General features: G+C 70.7%; 14 protein-coding genes and 1 pseudogene. 8 read left to right on the top strand and 7 right to left on the bottom strand.

The genetic code is table 11. The features are described 5' to 3' along the window. Positions 1–60 precede the first annotated feature (60 nt). Together ACIBG6_RS13505 and ACIBG6_RS13500 are read left to right on the top strand one after the other, a co-directional pair. Positions 61–1,224, top strand: a complete 1,164-nt coding sequence (locus ACIBG6_RS13505; RefSeq protein ID WP_399222767.1) for a spermidine/putrescine ABC transporter substrate-binding protein — start codon at positions 61–63, stop codon at positions 1,222–1,224. Positions 1,225–1,234: 10 nt separating this feature from the next. Beyond that, positions 1,235–1,704 (top strand): annotated as a pseudogene (locus ACIBG6_RS13500) (hypothetical protein); the annotation flags it as partial. A 61-nt stretch (positions 1,705–1,765) separates the two neighbouring features. Here ACIBG6_RS13500 and ACIBG6_RS13495 read toward each other — a convergent pair. From ACIBG6_RS13495 to ACIBG6_RS13470, 6 genes are all read right to left on the bottom strand, one after another. Continuing rightward, positions 1,766–2,941: a serine hydrolase domain-containing protein gene (locus tag ACIBG6_RS13495; protein WP_399222766.1), complete on the bottom strand. Its 1,176-nt coding sequence runs from the start codon at positions 2,939–2,941 to the stop codon at positions 1,766–1,768. A gap of 96 nt (positions 2,942–3,037) precedes the next feature. Continuing rightward, a complete protein-coding gene (locus ACIBG6_RS13490; protein ID WP_399222765.1) occupies positions 3,038–3,754 on the bottom strand; it encodes a response regulator in 717 nt (238 codons plus the stop codon). Continuing rightward, the gene (locus ACIBG6_RS13485) at positions 3,751–4,938 is read right to left on the bottom strand and encodes a sensor histidine kinase (protein ID WP_399222764.1); all 1,188 of its coding nucleotides are present in this window, start codon (positions 4,936–4,938) and stop codon (positions 3,751–3,753) included. Before ACIBG6_RS13485 ends, ACIBG6_RS13490 begins: the two co-directional genes overlap by 4 nt. Then, the gene (locus tag ACIBG6_RS13480; protein ID WP_399222763.1) at positions 4,938–5,717 is read right to left on the bottom strand and encodes an SAM-dependent methyltransferase; all 780 of its coding nucleotides are present in this window, start codon (positions 5,715–5,717) and stop codon (positions 4,938–4,940) included. The genes ACIBG6_RS13485 and ACIBG6_RS13480 overlap by 1 nt, the downstream gene beginning before the upstream one ends. Then, a complete protein-coding gene (locus ACIBG6_RS13475) occupies positions 5,714–6,403 on the bottom strand; it encodes a glycerophosphodiester phosphodiesterase (RefSeq protein WP_399222762.1) in 690 nt (229 codons plus the stop codon). The genes ACIBG6_RS13480 and ACIBG6_RS13475 overlap by 4 nt, the downstream gene beginning before the upstream one ends. Positions 6,404–6,422: 19 nt before the next feature. Beyond that, the gene (locus ACIBG6_RS13470) at positions 6,423–7,454 is read right to left on the bottom strand and encodes an adenosine deaminase (RefSeq protein ID WP_399222761.1); all 1,032 of its coding nucleotides are present in this window, start codon (positions 7,452–7,454) and stop codon (positions 6,423–6,425) included. Positions 7,455–7,529: 75 nt separating this feature from the next. On the opposite strand from ACIBG6_RS13470, the gene ACIBG6_RS13465 reads away from it, so the two are divergent. Next, positions 7,530–8,213 carry a DUF4190 domain-containing protein gene (locus ACIBG6_RS13465; protein ID WP_399222760.1) on the top strand — a complete coding sequence of 228 codons (684 nt, stop codon included), beginning with the start codon at positions 7,530–7,532 and terminating at the stop codon, positions 8,211–8,213. Between the two features lie 77 nt (positions 8,214–8,290). Here ACIBG6_RS13465 and ACIBG6_RS13460 read toward each other — a convergent pair whose 3' ends face one another. Beyond that, positions 8,291–8,839, bottom strand: coding sequence for an NADAR family protein (locus tag ACIBG6_RS13460; protein WP_399222759.1), 549 nt, complete (start codon positions 8,837–8,839; stop codon positions 8,291–8,293). Between the two features lie 175 nt (positions 8,840–9,014). Between ACIBG6_RS13460 and ACIBG6_RS13455 the strand changes: the two genes are divergently transcribed. The 5 genes from ACIBG6_RS13455 to ACIBG6_RS13435 all read left to right on the top strand — a co-directional run bounded on the left by ACIBG6_RS13455 (position 9,015) and on the right by ACIBG6_RS13435 (position 14,774). Then, positions 9,015–10,529: a gamma-aminobutyraldehyde dehydrogenase gene (locus tag ACIBG6_RS13455; RefSeq protein ID WP_399222758.1), complete on the top strand. Its 1,515-nt coding sequence runs from the start codon at positions 9,015–9,017 to the stop codon at positions 10,527–10,529. Positions 10,530–10,605: 76 nt separating this feature from the next. Continuing rightward, positions 10,606–11,853: a spermidine/putrescine ABC transporter substrate-binding protein gene (locus ACIBG6_RS13450; protein WP_399222757.1), complete on the top strand. Its 1,248-nt coding sequence runs from the start codon at positions 10,606–10,608 to the stop codon at positions 11,851–11,853. 43 nt (positions 11,854–11,896) lie between these two features. After that, complete coding sequence (locus tag ACIBG6_RS13445; protein WP_399222756.1) at positions 11,897–13,048, top strand: ABC transporter ATP-binding protein; 1,152 nt, start codon at positions 11,897–11,899, stop codon at positions 13,046–13,048. Beyond that, positions 13,045–13,980 (top strand): ABC transporter permease, encoded by a 936-nt coding sequence (locus tag ACIBG6_RS13440; protein WP_399222755.1) that lies wholly within the window; start codon positions 13,045–13,047, stop codon positions 13,978–13,980. Before ACIBG6_RS13445 ends, ACIBG6_RS13440 begins: the two co-directional genes overlap by 4 nt. After that, the gene (locus tag ACIBG6_RS13435; protein WP_056644638.1) at positions 13,980–14,774 is read left to right on the top strand and encodes an ABC transporter permease; all 795 of its coding nucleotides are present in this window, start codon (positions 13,980–13,982) and stop codon (positions 14,772–14,774) included. The genes ACIBG6_RS13440 and ACIBG6_RS13435 overlap by 1 nt, the downstream gene beginning before the upstream one ends. Positions 14,775–14,794 lie beyond the last annotated feature (20 nt).

Genomic DNA, 14,794 nt, shown 5'->3' with positions numbered 1-14,794 from the left:
TTGCCGCAGGTGGCCGTCGGTGGGGATGCTGGGGCGGTGAGAGCGATAGCCAGGAACACGATGTCCCGCCGGTCCCTGCTGCGCGGGATCGGCGGTGTCGGGGCGGCCGCCGCGCTCGCCGGGTGCGGGGTGCCCGCCGCCTACGTCGACGAGCGCGACCGGGCCGGCCGCGACCTGTCCGCGCGCGACCGGACGCTCGAATTCGCCAACTGGCCGCTCTACATCGACACCGATGACGACGACACGTCGAAGCGCCCGACCCTGGACGCCTTCCGCGAGCGCACCGGGATCTCCGTCCGCTACACGGAGGAGATCAACGACAACGACGAGTTCTTCGGCAAGATCGGCCCGTCCCTGATGAACCACCAGGAGACCGGCCGCGACCTGATCGTCGTCAGCGACTGGATGGCCGCCCGCTTCGTCCGCCTCGGCTGGGTCCAGGAGATGGACCGCGCCGCCCAGCCGCACGTCGCGAAGCACCTCAACCCGCAGCTGCGTTCGCCCGCCTTCGACGCGGGCCGGCTGCACAGTGTGCCCTGGCAGTCCGGGATCACCGGCATCGCGTACAACCGGAAGAAGCTCGGCCGTGAACTCCGCTCCACGAAGGAGCTGTGGGCCGACGACCTGCGCGGCAAGGTCACCCTGCTCTCCGGGCTCGACGAGTCCATGTCCCTGCTCCTCCAGGGCAACGGCGTCGACGTGACCCGGTGGACGCGCGACGACTTCCTCGCCCTGTGCGAGCAGATCGAGGGGCTCGTCCGGAAGAAGCACATCCGCCGCTTCACCGGCAACGACTACATCAAGGACCTGTCCACCGGCGACGTGCTCGCCTGTCAGGCGTACTCCGGCGACGTCATCCAGCTCCAGGCAGACAATCCCGACATCGAGTTCGTCGTCCCCGAGGAGGGCGGCGAACTGTGGGCCGAGTCCCTCCTGATCCCCAACCGGGCCCAGCACAAGACCAACGCCGAGCAGCTGATCGACTACTACTACGAGCCCGAGGTCGCCGCCGAACTGGCCGCCTGGGTCAACTACGTCTGCCCCGTGCCTGCCGCGCAGAGCGTCCTCGCGGACTCCGGCGACGAGGAACTGGTCGCCCTCGCCGAGGACCCGCTGATCTTCCCGGACGCCGACATGCGGAGCCGGCTCGCGATCGCCCGCGACATCCGTGCCGACGAGCGGCAGGAGTTCGCGAAGAAGTGGAACGCGATCGTGGGGCTGTGAGGGCGGGGGAGTGAGCTGCCTGGTCCTGAGCGGGGTCACCGCCTTCCCGCTCGTCACCGAACTCCGTTTCCTCGACGAGGCGTTGGGGTCCTGGGCGGCCCCCGTGGCCGAGCTGTTGCCCGGGCTCGCCGAGTGGATCGCCCGGGTGCGGGGCGGGCTCACCCTCGCCGACGAGCAGGCACCGTACCTCCTCTACGGGACCGACTGGCTGGCCTTCGCGCACCTCGTCATCGCGGTCGCCTTCTACGGCGTGTACCGCGACCCGTCCGGAACATCCGGGTCGTCGAGTTCGGGATGATCGTCTGCGTCGGCATCGTCCCGCTCGCCCTGATCTGCGGGCCCATCAGGGGCATCCCCTTCTGGTGGTCGGTCATCGACATGTCCTTCGGCGTCATCGGGTTCCTGCCGCTGCTCGTCGTACGCCGGATGATCAAGCGCCTGGAGGCCTCGACGTTCTCGGCGCCGGAGGCCGTACCCGCACCGACTTCCGGCCGGCCCGGCGCATCCCGCGCGAGCAGGTCTCCACTGGGACGCGTGGTGATCAGCCGGGCATCCCGTACGCCGCCACCATGACGGTCAGCGCCGTCCGGTTCATGTCCTGGCCCTTGGCGTCCGTGGCGTTGACGCTGTAGACGAGCGTGCGGGCGCCGTCGCGGGTCGACGCGATGGCGGTGTTATAGCCCCAGCGGCCGCCCGTCTTGCCCCACACCTCGCGCCCGCCGAGCCGCTTCATCGCCAGACCGGCGGCGTACGCGGCCGGGTCGCCCGACTGCAGGTCAGGGACCTTCGGCAGGGTGAACATCTCCTCCAGGAGCGGCCCGCGCACCACCCGGCCCGCGAACAGTGCCTGCGTGAACCGCTCCAGGTCGGCGGTGGTCGACACGAGGTCGCCGGCCGCCCAGCCGTCCGTGGTCCCCCACACGGAGACGTCCCGGAGCCCGGTCGTCCCGTCGTCGAGCCGCATCGTCTGGTAGCCGTGGTTGTACGGGCCGACGATCCGGGGGTCCTTGCCGGGGAAGTACGTGTCGCGGAGGCCGAGCGGGCGCAGGATCCGCCGCTCCACCTGCCGCTCGTACGTGTCGTCCGTGACCCGCTCCACGATCAGACCGGCGATCGTGTACCCGATGTTGAGGTAGTGCTGCTTCGTGCCCGGCCGGAACTCGCGGGGCTTCGCCGTCGCCGACCGGACCATCGCCTCGGGGGTGTGGACCTGGAAGCGGTTCGCGTACCACTCCTCCACGGTCGTGCCCGCGAAGTCGGGGGCCGGGATGCCGTGCGTGTGGTTCAGGAGCTGGCGGACGGTCACCCTGGCGTACCGGCCGGGGATCAGCTCGGGCAGGTACGAGCGGGCCGACCGGTCCAGGTCGATCCGGCCCTCGGCGGCGAGCTGGAGGACGGTCGCCGCCGTGAAGACCTTCGTCACCGAACCGGCCCGGAAGCGGGCGGCCGGGTCGGCCGGGGCGCCGCTCTCCAGGTCGTGGACGCCCGAACTGCCCTGCCAGGAACCCTCCGTGCCGCTGACCCTGACCAGCGCGGCCGTCGCGTCGGCCCGGGGGAGACCGGCGATCGCGGCCGACATCGCCGCCTCCAGGGAGGGGGTCGAAGCCTCCTGCGCGGCGGCCGCCGGTGCCGCGGCCGCGGCCGGGACGATCGCCGGTCCCGCGGCCACCCCCAGGACCAGGGCGGCGGCGAGCAGGGTGCGGGTGGACTTCTTCATGGTCAACTCCCGTGGTGTGAGCCGTTGTTCTCGATGGCTCCATCCTGCTGACCAGGGGAGATCCGCGGATCGCCCGCACCGGCGGTCTTGCGGGGGTCAGTTCCTCGCCGACGCGGGGGAGAGGCCGGGGCCCGTGCCTCCCCCGGGCGGGGGAGAACCCGCCGCGACCAGGCCCGTCTCGTACGCGCAGATCACCGCCTGGATCCGGTCCCGCAGCCCCAGCTTGGCCAGCACGTTCCCCACATGGGTCTTCACCGTGTGGTCGCTCACCACCAGCTCCGCCGCGATCTCCGCGTTCGACAGACCGCGCGCGAGCAGCAGCAGCGTCTCCCGCTCGCGGCCCGTCAGCACGTCGAGCCGGGGGTCCGGGCCGGTGGCGGTCCTGCGCGGTCCGCCCGCGGTGTACTGCTCCACGAGGCGCCTTGCCACGGACGGTGCGAGCAGCGAGTCGCCCGCCGCCACGACCCGGACCGCGTGCACCAGGTCGTCCCTGCGCACGTCCTTGAGGAGGAAACCGCTCGCCCCCGCGTGCAGCGCCTCGTACACGTACGCGTCGGTGTCGAAGGTCGTCAGGATCACCGTCCGGCACTCCGACTCCGCGCTGATCGTCCGGCAGGCCTCGATGCCGTCCGTCCGGGGCATCCGGATGTCGAGCAGCGCCACGTCGGGGCGGAGGCGGCGCACCGCGTCCACCGCCTCCGCGCCGTCGCCGGCCTCCGCCACCACCTCGATGTCCGGCTGCGCGTCCAGGATCATCGCGAAGCCGCTGCGGACCAGCTCCTGGTCGTCGGCGACCACCACACGGATCGTCATGTCCTCACCCCCGTGGTCGAGGGTACGGGGAGCAGCACCCGCACCTCGAAGCCCCGGCCGCCGGGGCCCGGGCCCATCGCCGCCGTGCCGCCGTGTGCCGCCGCCCGCTCCCGGATGCCGACGAGGCCGTGGCCGCCGGATCCCGCCTGCGGGCCGCGCCCGTCGTCCGTGACCGTCACGCGCAACACCCCCTCCTCATGCGTCAGCCGGACCTCGGCCGTGCGGGCGCGCGCGTGCTTCACCACGTTTGTCAGGGCCTCCTGGACGATCCGGTAGGCGCTCGCGCCGGTCGCCGCAGGAAGGGCCCGCACCCCGCCCTCGGTCGTGTACGTGACGGCCACGCCGCCGCCGGCCCGGACCCGCTCGACCAGCTCGGCGATGCCGCCGAGGTCGGGCTGCGGCTCCCGCGGGGCGGCCCCGCTCTCGGAGCCGTCGCGCAGCACCCCCAGCATCTGCCGCAGTTGGGCCATCGCGTCGCGGCCGGTCGCCGAGATCGCCTCGAAGGCGGCCTCGGCCCGCTCCGGGGCCGCCCGTACCGCCACCGGCCCCGCCTCCGCCTGCACGACCATCAGGCTCACCGCGTGCGACAGGATGTCGTGCATCTCCCGTGCGATCCGGGCCCGTTCGCGCGCGGCGGCCCGCTCGGCCTCGATCCGGTGCTCGCGCTGACGCGCGTCCTGGAGCCGGCCGAAGACGTACGCGGCGGCGAACACGAAGAGGGAGAAGGTCAGTTCCCGCACGGACTGGGTGTTGAGCCAGACCGAGACGGGCACCGCGACGACGAGCAGCGCCGTCGTCACCAGCCGCTTCCACGGCGGGGAGAGCGCGGCGATCGTGTAGACGATGACGAGCCCGGTGTACGGCAGCGGCTGCCCCGGCCCCTCCACGGCCAGCCTGTACAGCGCGCTCGCCGCCAGGACCGTGAGCAGGACGGCGACCGGCGCGCGCCGCCGCCAGACCAGCGGCAGCACCATGAGGGTCGTCAGGCCGTACGCGGGCCAGCTCGCCGGCTCCAGTTCGGGCGGGCGCGGCACCACGAACGGCATCGTCATCGCCGCCTGCACGAGGAGCGCGATCCCGATGTCCACGCCCCACGGGTTCGCCGCGCCCCAGCTCCGCGCCCGCTGCCACCCGCCCCGTATCGCCCCCGGGATGTCCCCGGGCACGTCCCCCCGCCCGGCCATTACGGCTTGCGGCCCACCGCGCCGAACTGAGCGACCTCGGCCGCCCCTTCGGAGCGCCAGCGCGCGCAGGACACGATGCCAGGCTCCAGCAGGTCGAGCCCGTCGAGGAAGGAGGCGAACTCGGCCCGGCTGCGGGCGGTGATCGGCGGCGTCGCGTTCTCGTTCCAGAACGCCATCGCGGCCTTGTTGCCCTCGCCGCCGAGCTCCGGCTCCAGCGTCGGGTGGGTCAGGACCAGATAGCTGCCGGAGGGGACGGCGTCCATCAGGGTCTTCACGATCGACCGGGCCTCGCCGGTGTCCAGGACGAAGTTGAGGATGCCGAGCATCAGCACCGCGACCGGGCGGGACAGGTCGAGCGTCGTGCCGGCGGCCGCCAGGATCTTCTCCGGGTCCTGCGCGTCCGCGTCCACGTACTCGGTGACCCCCTCCGGCGAGCTCGTCAGGAGCGCGCGGGCGTGGGTGAGGACGATCGGGTCGTTGTCGACGTAGACGATCCGCGCGTCGGCGGCGACCCGCTGCGCCACCTCGTGGGTGTTGTCGGCGGTCGGCAGGCCCGTACCGATGTCCAGGAACTGGCGCACACCCGCGTCGGCGGCCAGATGGGTCACCGCCCGGCCGAGGAACGCCCGGTCCGCGCGGGCGACTTCGCCGATGCTCGGGTAGAAGGCGGTGACCTGGTCGCCGACCCCGCGGTCCACCGGGTAGTTGTCCTTGCCGCCCAGCCAGTAGTTCCACACCCGGGCGTTGTGGGCGATGTCGGTGCGGATCCGGTCGTTCATGCGCGAGCCTTTCGCAGAGCGGCGGCGAGTGCGTCGACCCGGTTCGTGGTGATCGAGTCGACCCCGTTGAAGATCAGCTTACGCATGGTGCGGGTGGTGTCCGCGGTCCAGGCCGAAACGAGCAGACCGTCCCGGTGCACCCGCTCGGTCAGCTCCCGACTCACCAGGCCGAAGCGGTAGTTGAGCCATTTCGGCCGCACCGCGTCGAGCAGCACCCGCCGGGGCGGGGCGAGCGAGGTCCAGGTCAGGGCGATCTCGGCGGCCGGGTCGGCGGCCCGCACCTGGAGCATGGCCACGGCCCCCGCGCAGTAGTACACGCGCTCCCCGGCGCCGCACTCCCGCACCGTACCGACGATCGTGCGGACCGAGTCCTCGTTCCCGCCGGGCAGGTCCAGCATCAGCCGGTGCGCCCCCACGGTGATCAGCGCCTCGCGCAGGGTCGGCACGTCGTCGTACGTCAGCTCGCGCAGCTGCTCGTACGAGAGCCGGGACAGCGGCCGGTCGTGGCCCCAGAGCCGCTTGAGGGTGTCGTCGTGGAGGAGGACCGGCACGCCGTCCTTGGTGAGCCGGACGTCGACCTCGACGGCGTCCGCCCCCCGCCCGATCGCCGAGGCGATCGAGGGGAGCGTGTTCTCTCGGACGCGGTACGGGTCGCCGCGGTGGGCGACGGCAGTCACAGGGCGCATGGCCCCATTCTCACCGTCGTCAGCGAGCCAGCCAGCCGTCCGTGTACGTGTCGATCTCGGCGGCGATCCGCGCCTTGCCGGCCGCGTCGAGGAAGGAGGCCTCCACCGCGTTCTTCGCGAGGGCGGCGACACCGCGCTCGTCGAGGCCGAGGAGCCGGGCGGCGACCGCGTACTCGGTGTTGAGGTCCGTGCCGAACATCGGCGGGTCGTCGCTGTTGACCGTGACGAGGACCCCGGCGTCCACCATCTGCCGGATCGGGTGCTCGTCGAGCGTGGCGACGGCCCGCGTGGCGATGTTGGAGGTCGGGCAGACCTCCAGGGCGATGCGGTGCTCGGCCAGGTGGGCGAGGAGCGCCGGGTCCTGGACCGAGCTGGTGCCGTGGCCGATGCGCTCGGCGCCCAGGTCGTTGATCGCGTCCCAGACGGTCTGCGGGCCGGTCGTCTCGCCCGCGTGCGGGACGGAGTGCAGACCGGCGGCGCGCGCCAGGTCGAAGTACGGCTTGAACTGCGGACGCGGGACCCCCACCTCGGGTCCGCCGAGACCGAAGGAGACCAGGCCCTCGGGGCGGATCCCGTCGGTCGTGGCGAGCCGCGCGGTCTCCTCGGCGGAGACGAGGCCGGCCTCGCCGGGGATGTCGAAGCACCAGCGCAGGATCGTGCCGAACTCGGCCTCGGCCGACTTGCGGGCGTCCTCGATCGCCGCCATGAAGGCGCGCTCGTCGATGCCGCGGCGGGTGGAGGAGTACGGGGTGATGGTCAGCTCGGCGTACCGGATGTTCTGCCGGGCCATGTCCCGGGCGATCTCGAACGTCAGCAGCCGGACGTCCTCGGGGGTGCGGACCAGATCGACGACCGACAGGTAGACGTCGATGAAGTGGGCGAAGTCCGTGAACGTGAAGTAGTCGGTGAGGGCCTCGGGGTCGGTGGGGACCTTGGAGTCCGGGTGCCGGGCCGCGAGTTCGGCGACGATGCGGGGCGAGGCGGAGCCGACGTGGTGGACGTGGAGCTCGGCCTTGGGCAGGCCCGCGATGAAGGGATGGAGATCGCTCATCGGGTCATCGTAGGCCGGGCGGTTCCCCCTCAGGGGTGAGGTCGTAACATGGCGTGACCACGATGGGGGAGGCCCATGTCTGACAACCGAGACCAGCCGCAGGGCGGGTACAACCCGGCGGACCCGTGGGCTCCGCCGAACCGCGACGGTGTGGAGCTGAGCAAGCCCGCGACGCCGTCGACCCCGCCCGTGCACGACCAGATGACGGTCACGTCCATGCCGGCCGCGAGCGACGTCCCGCCGCCGCCGGTCGCCCCGGGCGGCCCCGCGGCCACGCCCGGCTACGGCTACCCGGCGGCCACCCCGCCGGCCGGCGCCTACGGCTACCCGTCCGCCGCGAGCACGCCGCCCGTCGCGCCGGTGCCCCCGGCCACGTCGGGGTACGCGTACCCCTCCTACGGCGCGGGGTACAGCAGTCAGCCGCCCGGCTGGCAGCAGTCGCCGTCCAACGGCATGGGCATCGCCTCGATGGTGCTCGGCATCGTCGCGGTGGTCGGCTTCTGCCTGTACGGCATCAACATCATCCTCGGCATCCTGGCGCTGATCTTCGGCATCATCGGCATGAAGAAGGCCGGCCGGGGCGAGGCGACCAACCGGGGCATGGCGCTCGCGGGCGTCATCCTCGGCTCGATCGGCATCGTCGTCGGCGCCGTCATCCTGGGCCTCATCATCTGGGCCGCCACCCAGGACTCCTCGTCCTTCGAGGAGGAGAGCGACCCGTTCGCGTCGGTCCTGCAGATCGAGCGGGACGGCCGCTGACGCCGGTACCTGCGTGAAGAGGCCCCGCACCGACCGGTGCGGGGCCTCTTCACGCAGGTGCTCGGGGCCTCCGCGCGTCAGCCGCCGCGCAGCCGGTCCCGGGCCTCCATCAGGGCGAAGCCCAGCAGGTTCAGCCCGCGCCAGCGGGCCGGGTCGTGGGCGCCCGCGTCGTCGGCCGCGAGGCCGATCCCCCAGACGCGGTCCACGGGGCTGGCCTCCACGAGGACACGCGTGCCCGTGCCGAGGAGGTACGCGCGCAGGCCCTCGTTCGAGGAGAACTTGTGGACGCTGCCCTCGACGACGATCCCGAGGCGCTCCCGCTCCCACACCGTCTCGTCGAAGCCCCGCACCAGCCGGCCGGCCTTCTTCGCCTCCGCCGGGGTCCGGGCGGCCAGGGCGGCGCGCTCGGCCTCCGCGTCACCGAAGAGGCGTGCTTTGGCCGCCATCATCCAGTGCTCGGCGGTCGCGTACGACACGCCGTCGACCACGAAGGGTGCGGGCCACCACTGGCTCAGGCAGCTCGCCGAGAGCCGCCCGTCGGGGTGCGGGCGGTGGCCCCAGAAGAGCAGCCACTTGACCCTCTCACCCGCGTTGACCTGCTGCGTCAGCTCGTCGACCGTGTTCATGCACGCGAGTGTGGCATCCGCCACGGACACTCCGTACGGAGATTTTCCGGCCACCTCGACACATGGTCGACCGATTCCGTTGCGTAACCAAAAGGCAACAACGGAATCACTTGTTGGGGTGGCATCCTCATGTCAGGATCGGCACTCAATTCGAGCTGGGACAACGGAGAGCGTCATGGGCAACCGCTTCCAGGTGACGGACCGCTTCGCGGACGGCGCACAGTACATCGGCGGACGGCTCCGGGCCGGAACCTCCGATCGAGAACACACGATCATCAACCCCGCGACCGGTGAGGGTGTCTACACCTACCGGCTCGCCTCCGTCGCCGACGTGGACGAGGCCGTCGCCGCCGCGAAGGCCGCCTTCCCCGGCTGGTCGGGCGCCACCCCGGGCGAGCGCTCCGACGCCCTGCACCGCTTCGCCGGCGTCCTCGCCGACTGGGCCGAGGACATCGCGTGGGTCGAGTCGCTCCAGGCGGGCAAGCCGCTCCGGCTCACCACCGAGTTCGACGTACCGGGCACCATCGACAACACCGCCTTCTTCGCGGGCGCCGCCCGCCACCTCCAGGGCCAGGCGGCCGCCGAGTACAGCGGCGACCACACCTCGTACATCCGGCGCGAGGCGATCGGCGTCATCGGCTCCATCGCCCCCTGGAACTACCCGCTCCAGATGGCGGCCTGGAAGATCCTCCCGGCGATCGCCGCCGGCAACACGATCGTCCTGAAGCCCGCCGAGATCACCCCGCTGACCTCGCTGATGTTCGCGCAGGCGGCGACCGAGGCCGGTATCCCCGACGGCGTCATCAACATCGTCAGCGGCTCCGGGCGGGTCGTCGGCGAGCACCTCGTCGGTCACCCCGACGTCGTCATGACCTCCTTCACCGGCTCCACCCCGGTCGGCAAGCGCGTCGCCGAGGTCGCCACCGCCACCGTGAAGCGGCTCCACCTCGAACTGGGCGGCAAGGCCCCCTTCGTCGTCTTCGACGACGCCGACCTGGAGGCCGCCGCGAACGGCGCCGTCGCCGCCTCCCTCATCAACACCGGCCAGGACTGCACCGCCGCCACGCGCGCCTACGTCCAGCGCCCGCTCTTCGACGCCTTCGTCGCCCGCGTCGCCGAACTGATGGAGACGGTCCGCGTCGGCGACCCCTTCGACGCCGCCACCGACCTCGGCCCGCTGGTCAGCCACGCCCAGCGCGACAGCGTCGCCGGCTTCGTCGAGCGCGCCCGCGGCTACGCCACCGTCGTGGCGGGCGGCGAGATCCCGGGGGGTGACCTGAAGGACGGTGCGTACTATCGTCCGACCCTGATCACCGGCGCCGCACAGGACAGCGAGGTCGTGCAGTCGGAGATCTTCGGCCCGGTCCTGGTGGCCCTGCCCTTCGACAGCGACGACGAGGGCATCCGGCTCGCCAACGACACCCCGTACGGCCTCGCCGCCTCCGCCTGGAGCCGTGACGTCTTCCGGGCGAACCGCGCCACGCGGGAGCTCCGGGCGGGTTGCGTCTGGGTCAACGACCACATCCCGATCATCAGCGAGATGCCGCACGGCGGCACCAAGGCGTCGGGATACGGAAAGGACATGTCGGTGTACTCCTTCGAGGAGTACACGCAGGTCAAGCACGTGATGTTCGACAACACCGCGGTGGCCGCGAAGGACTGGCACCGCACGATCTTCGGGGACCGATAAGTATTCGACATGCGGCTACCGCCGCGTGGTTCGCCGCCCGACCAGCGGCCCACACCCTCCCGAAAGGGCACAGCGCATGGAGCAGTACGAGCCCGAACACCTGTCCGCCGCGCAGCTGGCGGCGGTACAGCGCAGTCTGACGAGTGGCCGGGGTGCCCTCAGCCGTCGTTCGATGCTGCGGGCGGGCGGCGTCGGCGCGCTCACGGTCGGCGGTCTCGCCGGCCTGAGCGCCTGCGGCATCCCGCCCGCCAAGCGGGAGGGCCAGGGTCCCGCCTCCACCGACGTCTCGGCCAAGGAGAAGAGCCTCGCCTTCTCCAACTGGACCGAGTACATGGACATCAGCGAGGACGAGAAGTCGCGTCCGACGCTGGAGGCGTTCGCGAAACGCACCGGGATCAAGGTCAAGTACACCGAGGACATCAACGACAACGTCGAGTTCTTCGGCAAGATCAAGCCGCAGCTCGCGGCCGGTCAGAACACCGGCCGCGACCTGATCTGCGTCACCGACTGGCTCGCCGCCCGGATGATCCGGCTCGGCTGGGCGCAGAAGCTCGACCCGGCGAACCTGCCCAACGCCTACGCGAACCTCTCCGCCCAGTTCCGGCGCCCCGACTGGGACCCGGGCCGCGCCTACTCGTACCCCTGGACGGGCATCTCCACCGTCATCGCCTACAACTCCAAGGCGACCGGCGGCAAGAAGGTCGACTCGGTCACCCAGCTCCTGGACGACCCCTCCCTCAAGGGCCGGGTCGGCTTCCTCACCGAGATGCGCGACTCCGTCGGCATGACCCTGCTCGACATGGGCAAGGACCCGGGGAAGTTCACGGACGCCGAGTACGACGAGGCGATAGGCCGGCTCCAGAAGGGCGTCGACAAGAAGCAGATCCGCCGCTTCACCGGCAACGACTACACCTCGGACCTGGACAAGGGCGACCTGGCGGCCTGCCTCGCCTGGGCCGGTGACGTCATCCAGCTCCAGGCGGACAACCCGGACATCAAGTTCGCCATCCCGTCCGCCGGATACATCACCTCCAGCGACAACCTGATGGTCCCCGCCCAGGCCACGCACAAGACCAACGCCGAGAAGCTCATCGACTACTACTACGAGCTTCCCGTCGCCGCGCAGCTCGCCGCGTACATCAACTACGTCTGCCCCGTCGACGGGGTCAAGGACGAGCTCGCCAAGATCGACCCCGAGCTCGCGAACAACACGCTGATCCTCCCGGACAAGGCCATGGCCAAGAAGTCGCGCGCCTTCCGTTCGCTCACCAGCGCGGAGGAGACGGCGTACGAGGAGAAGTTCGCCAAGCTCATCGGCGCCTGAGCCCGACGTCGTCCACCTCTCTCACTCCCTGGGACAGCAACCCATGACTGACAAGAACACCGGCGGCGACGTCCGTCTCACCGGGATCAGCAAGGCGTACGGCTCCTTCACCGCCGTCCACCCGCTCGACCTGACCGTTCCACAGGGCTCCTTCTTCGCCCTGCTCGGCGCCTCCGGCTGCGGCAAGACCACCACGCTGCGCATGATCGCCGGCCTGGAGGACCCGAGCACCGGCACCATCTTCCTCGGCGACAAGGACGTCACGGACCTCCCGCCGTACAAGCGGCCGGTCAACACCGTCTTCCAGTCCTACGCGCTCTTCCCGCACATGGACATCACCGAGAACATCGCCTTCGGTCTGCGCCGGCGCGGCATCAAGTCGGTGAAGAAGCAGGTCGACGACATGCTGGAGCTCGTGCAGCTCGGCGACAAGGCCCGCCACAAGCCGCACCAGCTCTCCGGCGGCCAGCAGCAGCGCGTCGCCGTGGCCCGCGCGCTCATCAACCACCCCCAGGTCCTCCTCCTCGACGAGCCGCTCGGCGCGCTCGACCTCAAGCTGCGCCGCCAGATGCAGCTGGAGCTCAAGCGGATCCAGACCGAGGTCGGCATCACCTTCGTCCACGTCACCCACGACCAGGAGGAGGCCATGACCATGGCCGACCAGGTCGCGGTGATGAACGGCGGCCGGGTCGAGCAGCTCGGCGCCCCCGCCGACCTGTACGAGAACCCGCAGACCACCTTCGTCGCCAACTTCCTCGGCACGTCGAACCTCATCGAGGCCGAGGTCCTGGAGACCGGCGGCTCGGACGTGCTCGTCACCGCGGGCGGCGGCAAGCTCCGGGTCCCCGGCGACCGCTGTACCTCCGCCGTCCGCCAGGGCGGCAAGGTGCTCGTCGGCGTCCGCCCCGAGAAGATCTCGCTCGCGCACGCCGACGACGCGGGCGCGATAGCCGACGGCCGCAACCGGGTCACCGGCCGGATCGTCGACTCCTCCTTCATCGGCGTCTCCACGCAGTACGTGGTGAACTCGCCGGCGGGCGCGGAACTCCAGGTGTACGAGCAGAACATCGAGAGGGACACGCGACTCGTCCCCGGCGCCGAGGTCGTCCTGCACTGGAACCCGGCGCACACCTTCGGGCTCGACGCGGCGCAGGACATCGACGCGGGTGTGGAGACGGTGGAGGACGCCGGATGAGTACGTCCACCCTCACGAAGGAGGAGGCGCCGCAGCCGGTCGCTGAACCGGTTCTGCGCAAGCCCTCCACCCGCAAGCGGCTCGTCCCGTACTGGCTGCTGCTGCCCGGCATCATCTGGCTGCTCGTCTTCTTCGCGCTGCCGCTGGTCTACCAGGCGTCGACCTCGATCCAGACCGGCTCCCTGGAGCAGGGCTTCCAGGTCACCTGGCACTTCCAGACCTACTGGGACGCCTTCACCGAGTACTGGCCGCAGTTCGTCCGCTCCCTGCTGTACGCCGGGACCGCGACCCTGCTGTGCCTGCTGCTCGGCTACCCGCTGGCGTACCTGATCGCCTTCAAGGCCGGCCGCTGGCGCAATCTGCTCCTGGTCCTCGTCATCGCGCCGTTCTTCACCAGCTTCCTCATCCGGACGCTCGCGTGGAAGACGATCCTGGCGGACGACAGCGTCGTCGTCGACGTGCTGAACGCGCTGCACGTCCTCGACGTGACCAGCTGGCTCGGCTGGACCGAGGGCGAGCGCGTGCTCGCCACGCCGATGGCGGTGGTCTGCGGTCTCACGTACAACTTCCTGCCGTTCATGATCCTGCCCCTCTACACCTCCCTGGAGCGGATCGACGGCCGGCTTCACGAGGCCGCGCAGGACCTGTACGCCTCCCCGGCGACGACCTTCCGCAAGGTGACCTTCCCGCTGTCGATGCCCGGCGTCGTCTCCGGCACCCTGCTCACCTTCATCCCGGCCAGCGGCGACTACGTCAACGCCGAACTGCTCGGCTCGACGGACACCAAGATGGTCGGCAACGTCATCCAGTCGCAGTTCCTGCGGGTCCTCGACTACCCGACGGCGGCCGCGCTCTCCTTCATCCTCATGGCGATCGTGCTGGTCATGGTCACCGTCTACATCCGCCGAGCGGGAACGGAGGATCTGGTCTGATGCGTTGGATCCGTCGGAACCTTGTCGTCATCGCGGGCCTGCTCACGCTCGCGTACATGATCCTGCCGAACATCGTCGTGATGGTGTTCTCGTTCAACAAGCCGAACGGGCGCTTCAACTACTCCTGGCAGCGCTTCTCCCTGGACGCCTGGAAGGACCCCTGCGGCGTCGCCGACATGTGCGAGTCGCTCTCCCTCTCGCTCCAGCTCGCCGCCTGGGCCACCGTCGGCGCCCTCGTCCTCGGCACGATGATCGCCTTCGCGCTCGTCCGCTACCGCTTCCGGGCGCGCGGCGCGATCAACTCGCTCATCTTCCTGCCGATGGCGATGCCCGAGGTCGTCATGGCCGCCTCGCTGCTCACGCTCTTCCTCAACATGGGGATCGAGCTGGGCTTCTGGACGGTCCTGATCGCCCACATCATGTTCTGTCTGTCGTTCGTCGTGACGGCGGTCAAGGCCCGGGTCATGTCCATGGACCCGCGCCTCGAGGAGGCCGCCCGCGACCTCTACGCGGGCCCCGTGCAGACCTTCCTGCGCGTGACGCTCCCGATCGCCGCACCCGGCATCGCCGCCGGCGCGCTGCTCGCCTTCGCGCTCTCGTTCGACGACTTCATCATCACCAACTTCAACGCGGGCTCCACCGTCACCTTCCCCATGTTCGTCTGGGGCTCGGCCCAGCGTGGAACCCCCGTTCAGATCAACGTCATCGGCACCGCGATGTTCGTCCTCGCGGTACTGATGGTGGTGGCCGGGCAAATCATTACGAACCGGCGCAAGAAAACAGCAACAGCGTGAGCACGACAGCCTGAGCAACA

It is taken from the genome of Streptomyces sp. NPDC050842 (assembly GCF_044456565.1).
Lineage (GTDB): Bacteria > Actinomycetota > Actinomycetes > Streptomycetales > Streptomycetaceae > Streptomyces.
This window is presented reverse-complemented; position numbering and strand designations above follow the sequence as displayed.

Coding starts and splice junctions, on each gene's coding strand:
- ACIBG6_RS13480 (WP_399222763.1), bottom strand. CDS start 5,717: ATGAACGACCGGATCCGCACCGACATCGCCCACAACGCCCGGGTGTGG.
- ACIBG6_RS13470 (WP_399222761.1), bottom strand. CDS start 7,454: ATGAGCGATCTCCATCCCTTCATCGCGGGCCTGCCCAAGGCCGAGCTC.
- ACIBG6_RS13460 (WP_399222759.1), bottom strand. CDS start 8,839: ATGAACACGGTCGACGAGCTGACGCAGCAGGTCAACGCGGGTGAGAGG.
- ACIBG6_RS13495 (WP_399222766.1), bottom strand. CDS start 2,941: ATGAAGAAGTCCACCCGCACCCTGCTCGCCGCCGCCCTGGTCCTGGGG.
- ACIBG6_RS13450 (WP_399222757.1), top strand. CDS start 10,606: ATGGAGCAGTACGAGCCCGAACACCTGTCCGCCGCGCAGCTGGCGGCG.
- ACIBG6_RS13445 (WP_399222756.1), top strand. CDS start 11,897: ATGACTGACAAGAACACCGGCGGCGACGTCCGTCTCACCGGGATCAGC.
- ACIBG6_RS13465 (WP_399222760.1), top strand. CDS start 7,530: ATGTCTGACAACCGAGACCAGCCGCAGGGCGGGTACAACCCGGCGGAC.
- ACIBG6_RS13455 (WP_399222758.1), top strand. CDS start 9,015: ATGGGCAACCGCTTCCAGGTGACGGACCGCTTCGCGGACGGCGCACAG.
- ACIBG6_RS13435 (WP_056644638.1), top strand. CDS start 13,980: ATGCGTTGGATCCGTCGGAACCTTGTCGTCATCGCGGGCCTGCTCACG.
- ACIBG6_RS13505 (WP_399222767.1), top strand. CDS start 61: ATGTCCCGCCGGTCCCTGCTGCGCGGGATCGGCGGTGTCGGGGCGGCC.
- ACIBG6_RS13490 (WP_399222765.1), bottom strand. CDS start 3,754: ATGACGATCCGTGTGGTGGTCGCCGACGACCAGGAGCTGGTCCGCAGC.
- ACIBG6_RS13485 (WP_399222764.1), bottom strand. CDS start 4,938: ATGGCCGGGCGGGGGGACGTGCCCGGGGACATCCCGGGGGCGATACGG.
- ACIBG6_RS13440 (WP_399222755.1), top strand. CDS start 13,045: ATGAGTACGTCCACCCTCACGAAGGAGGAGGCGCCGCAGCCGGTCGCT.
- ACIBG6_RS13475 (WP_399222762.1), bottom strand. CDS start 6,403: ATGCGCCCTGTGACTGCCGTCGCCCACCGCGGCGACCCGTACCGCGTC.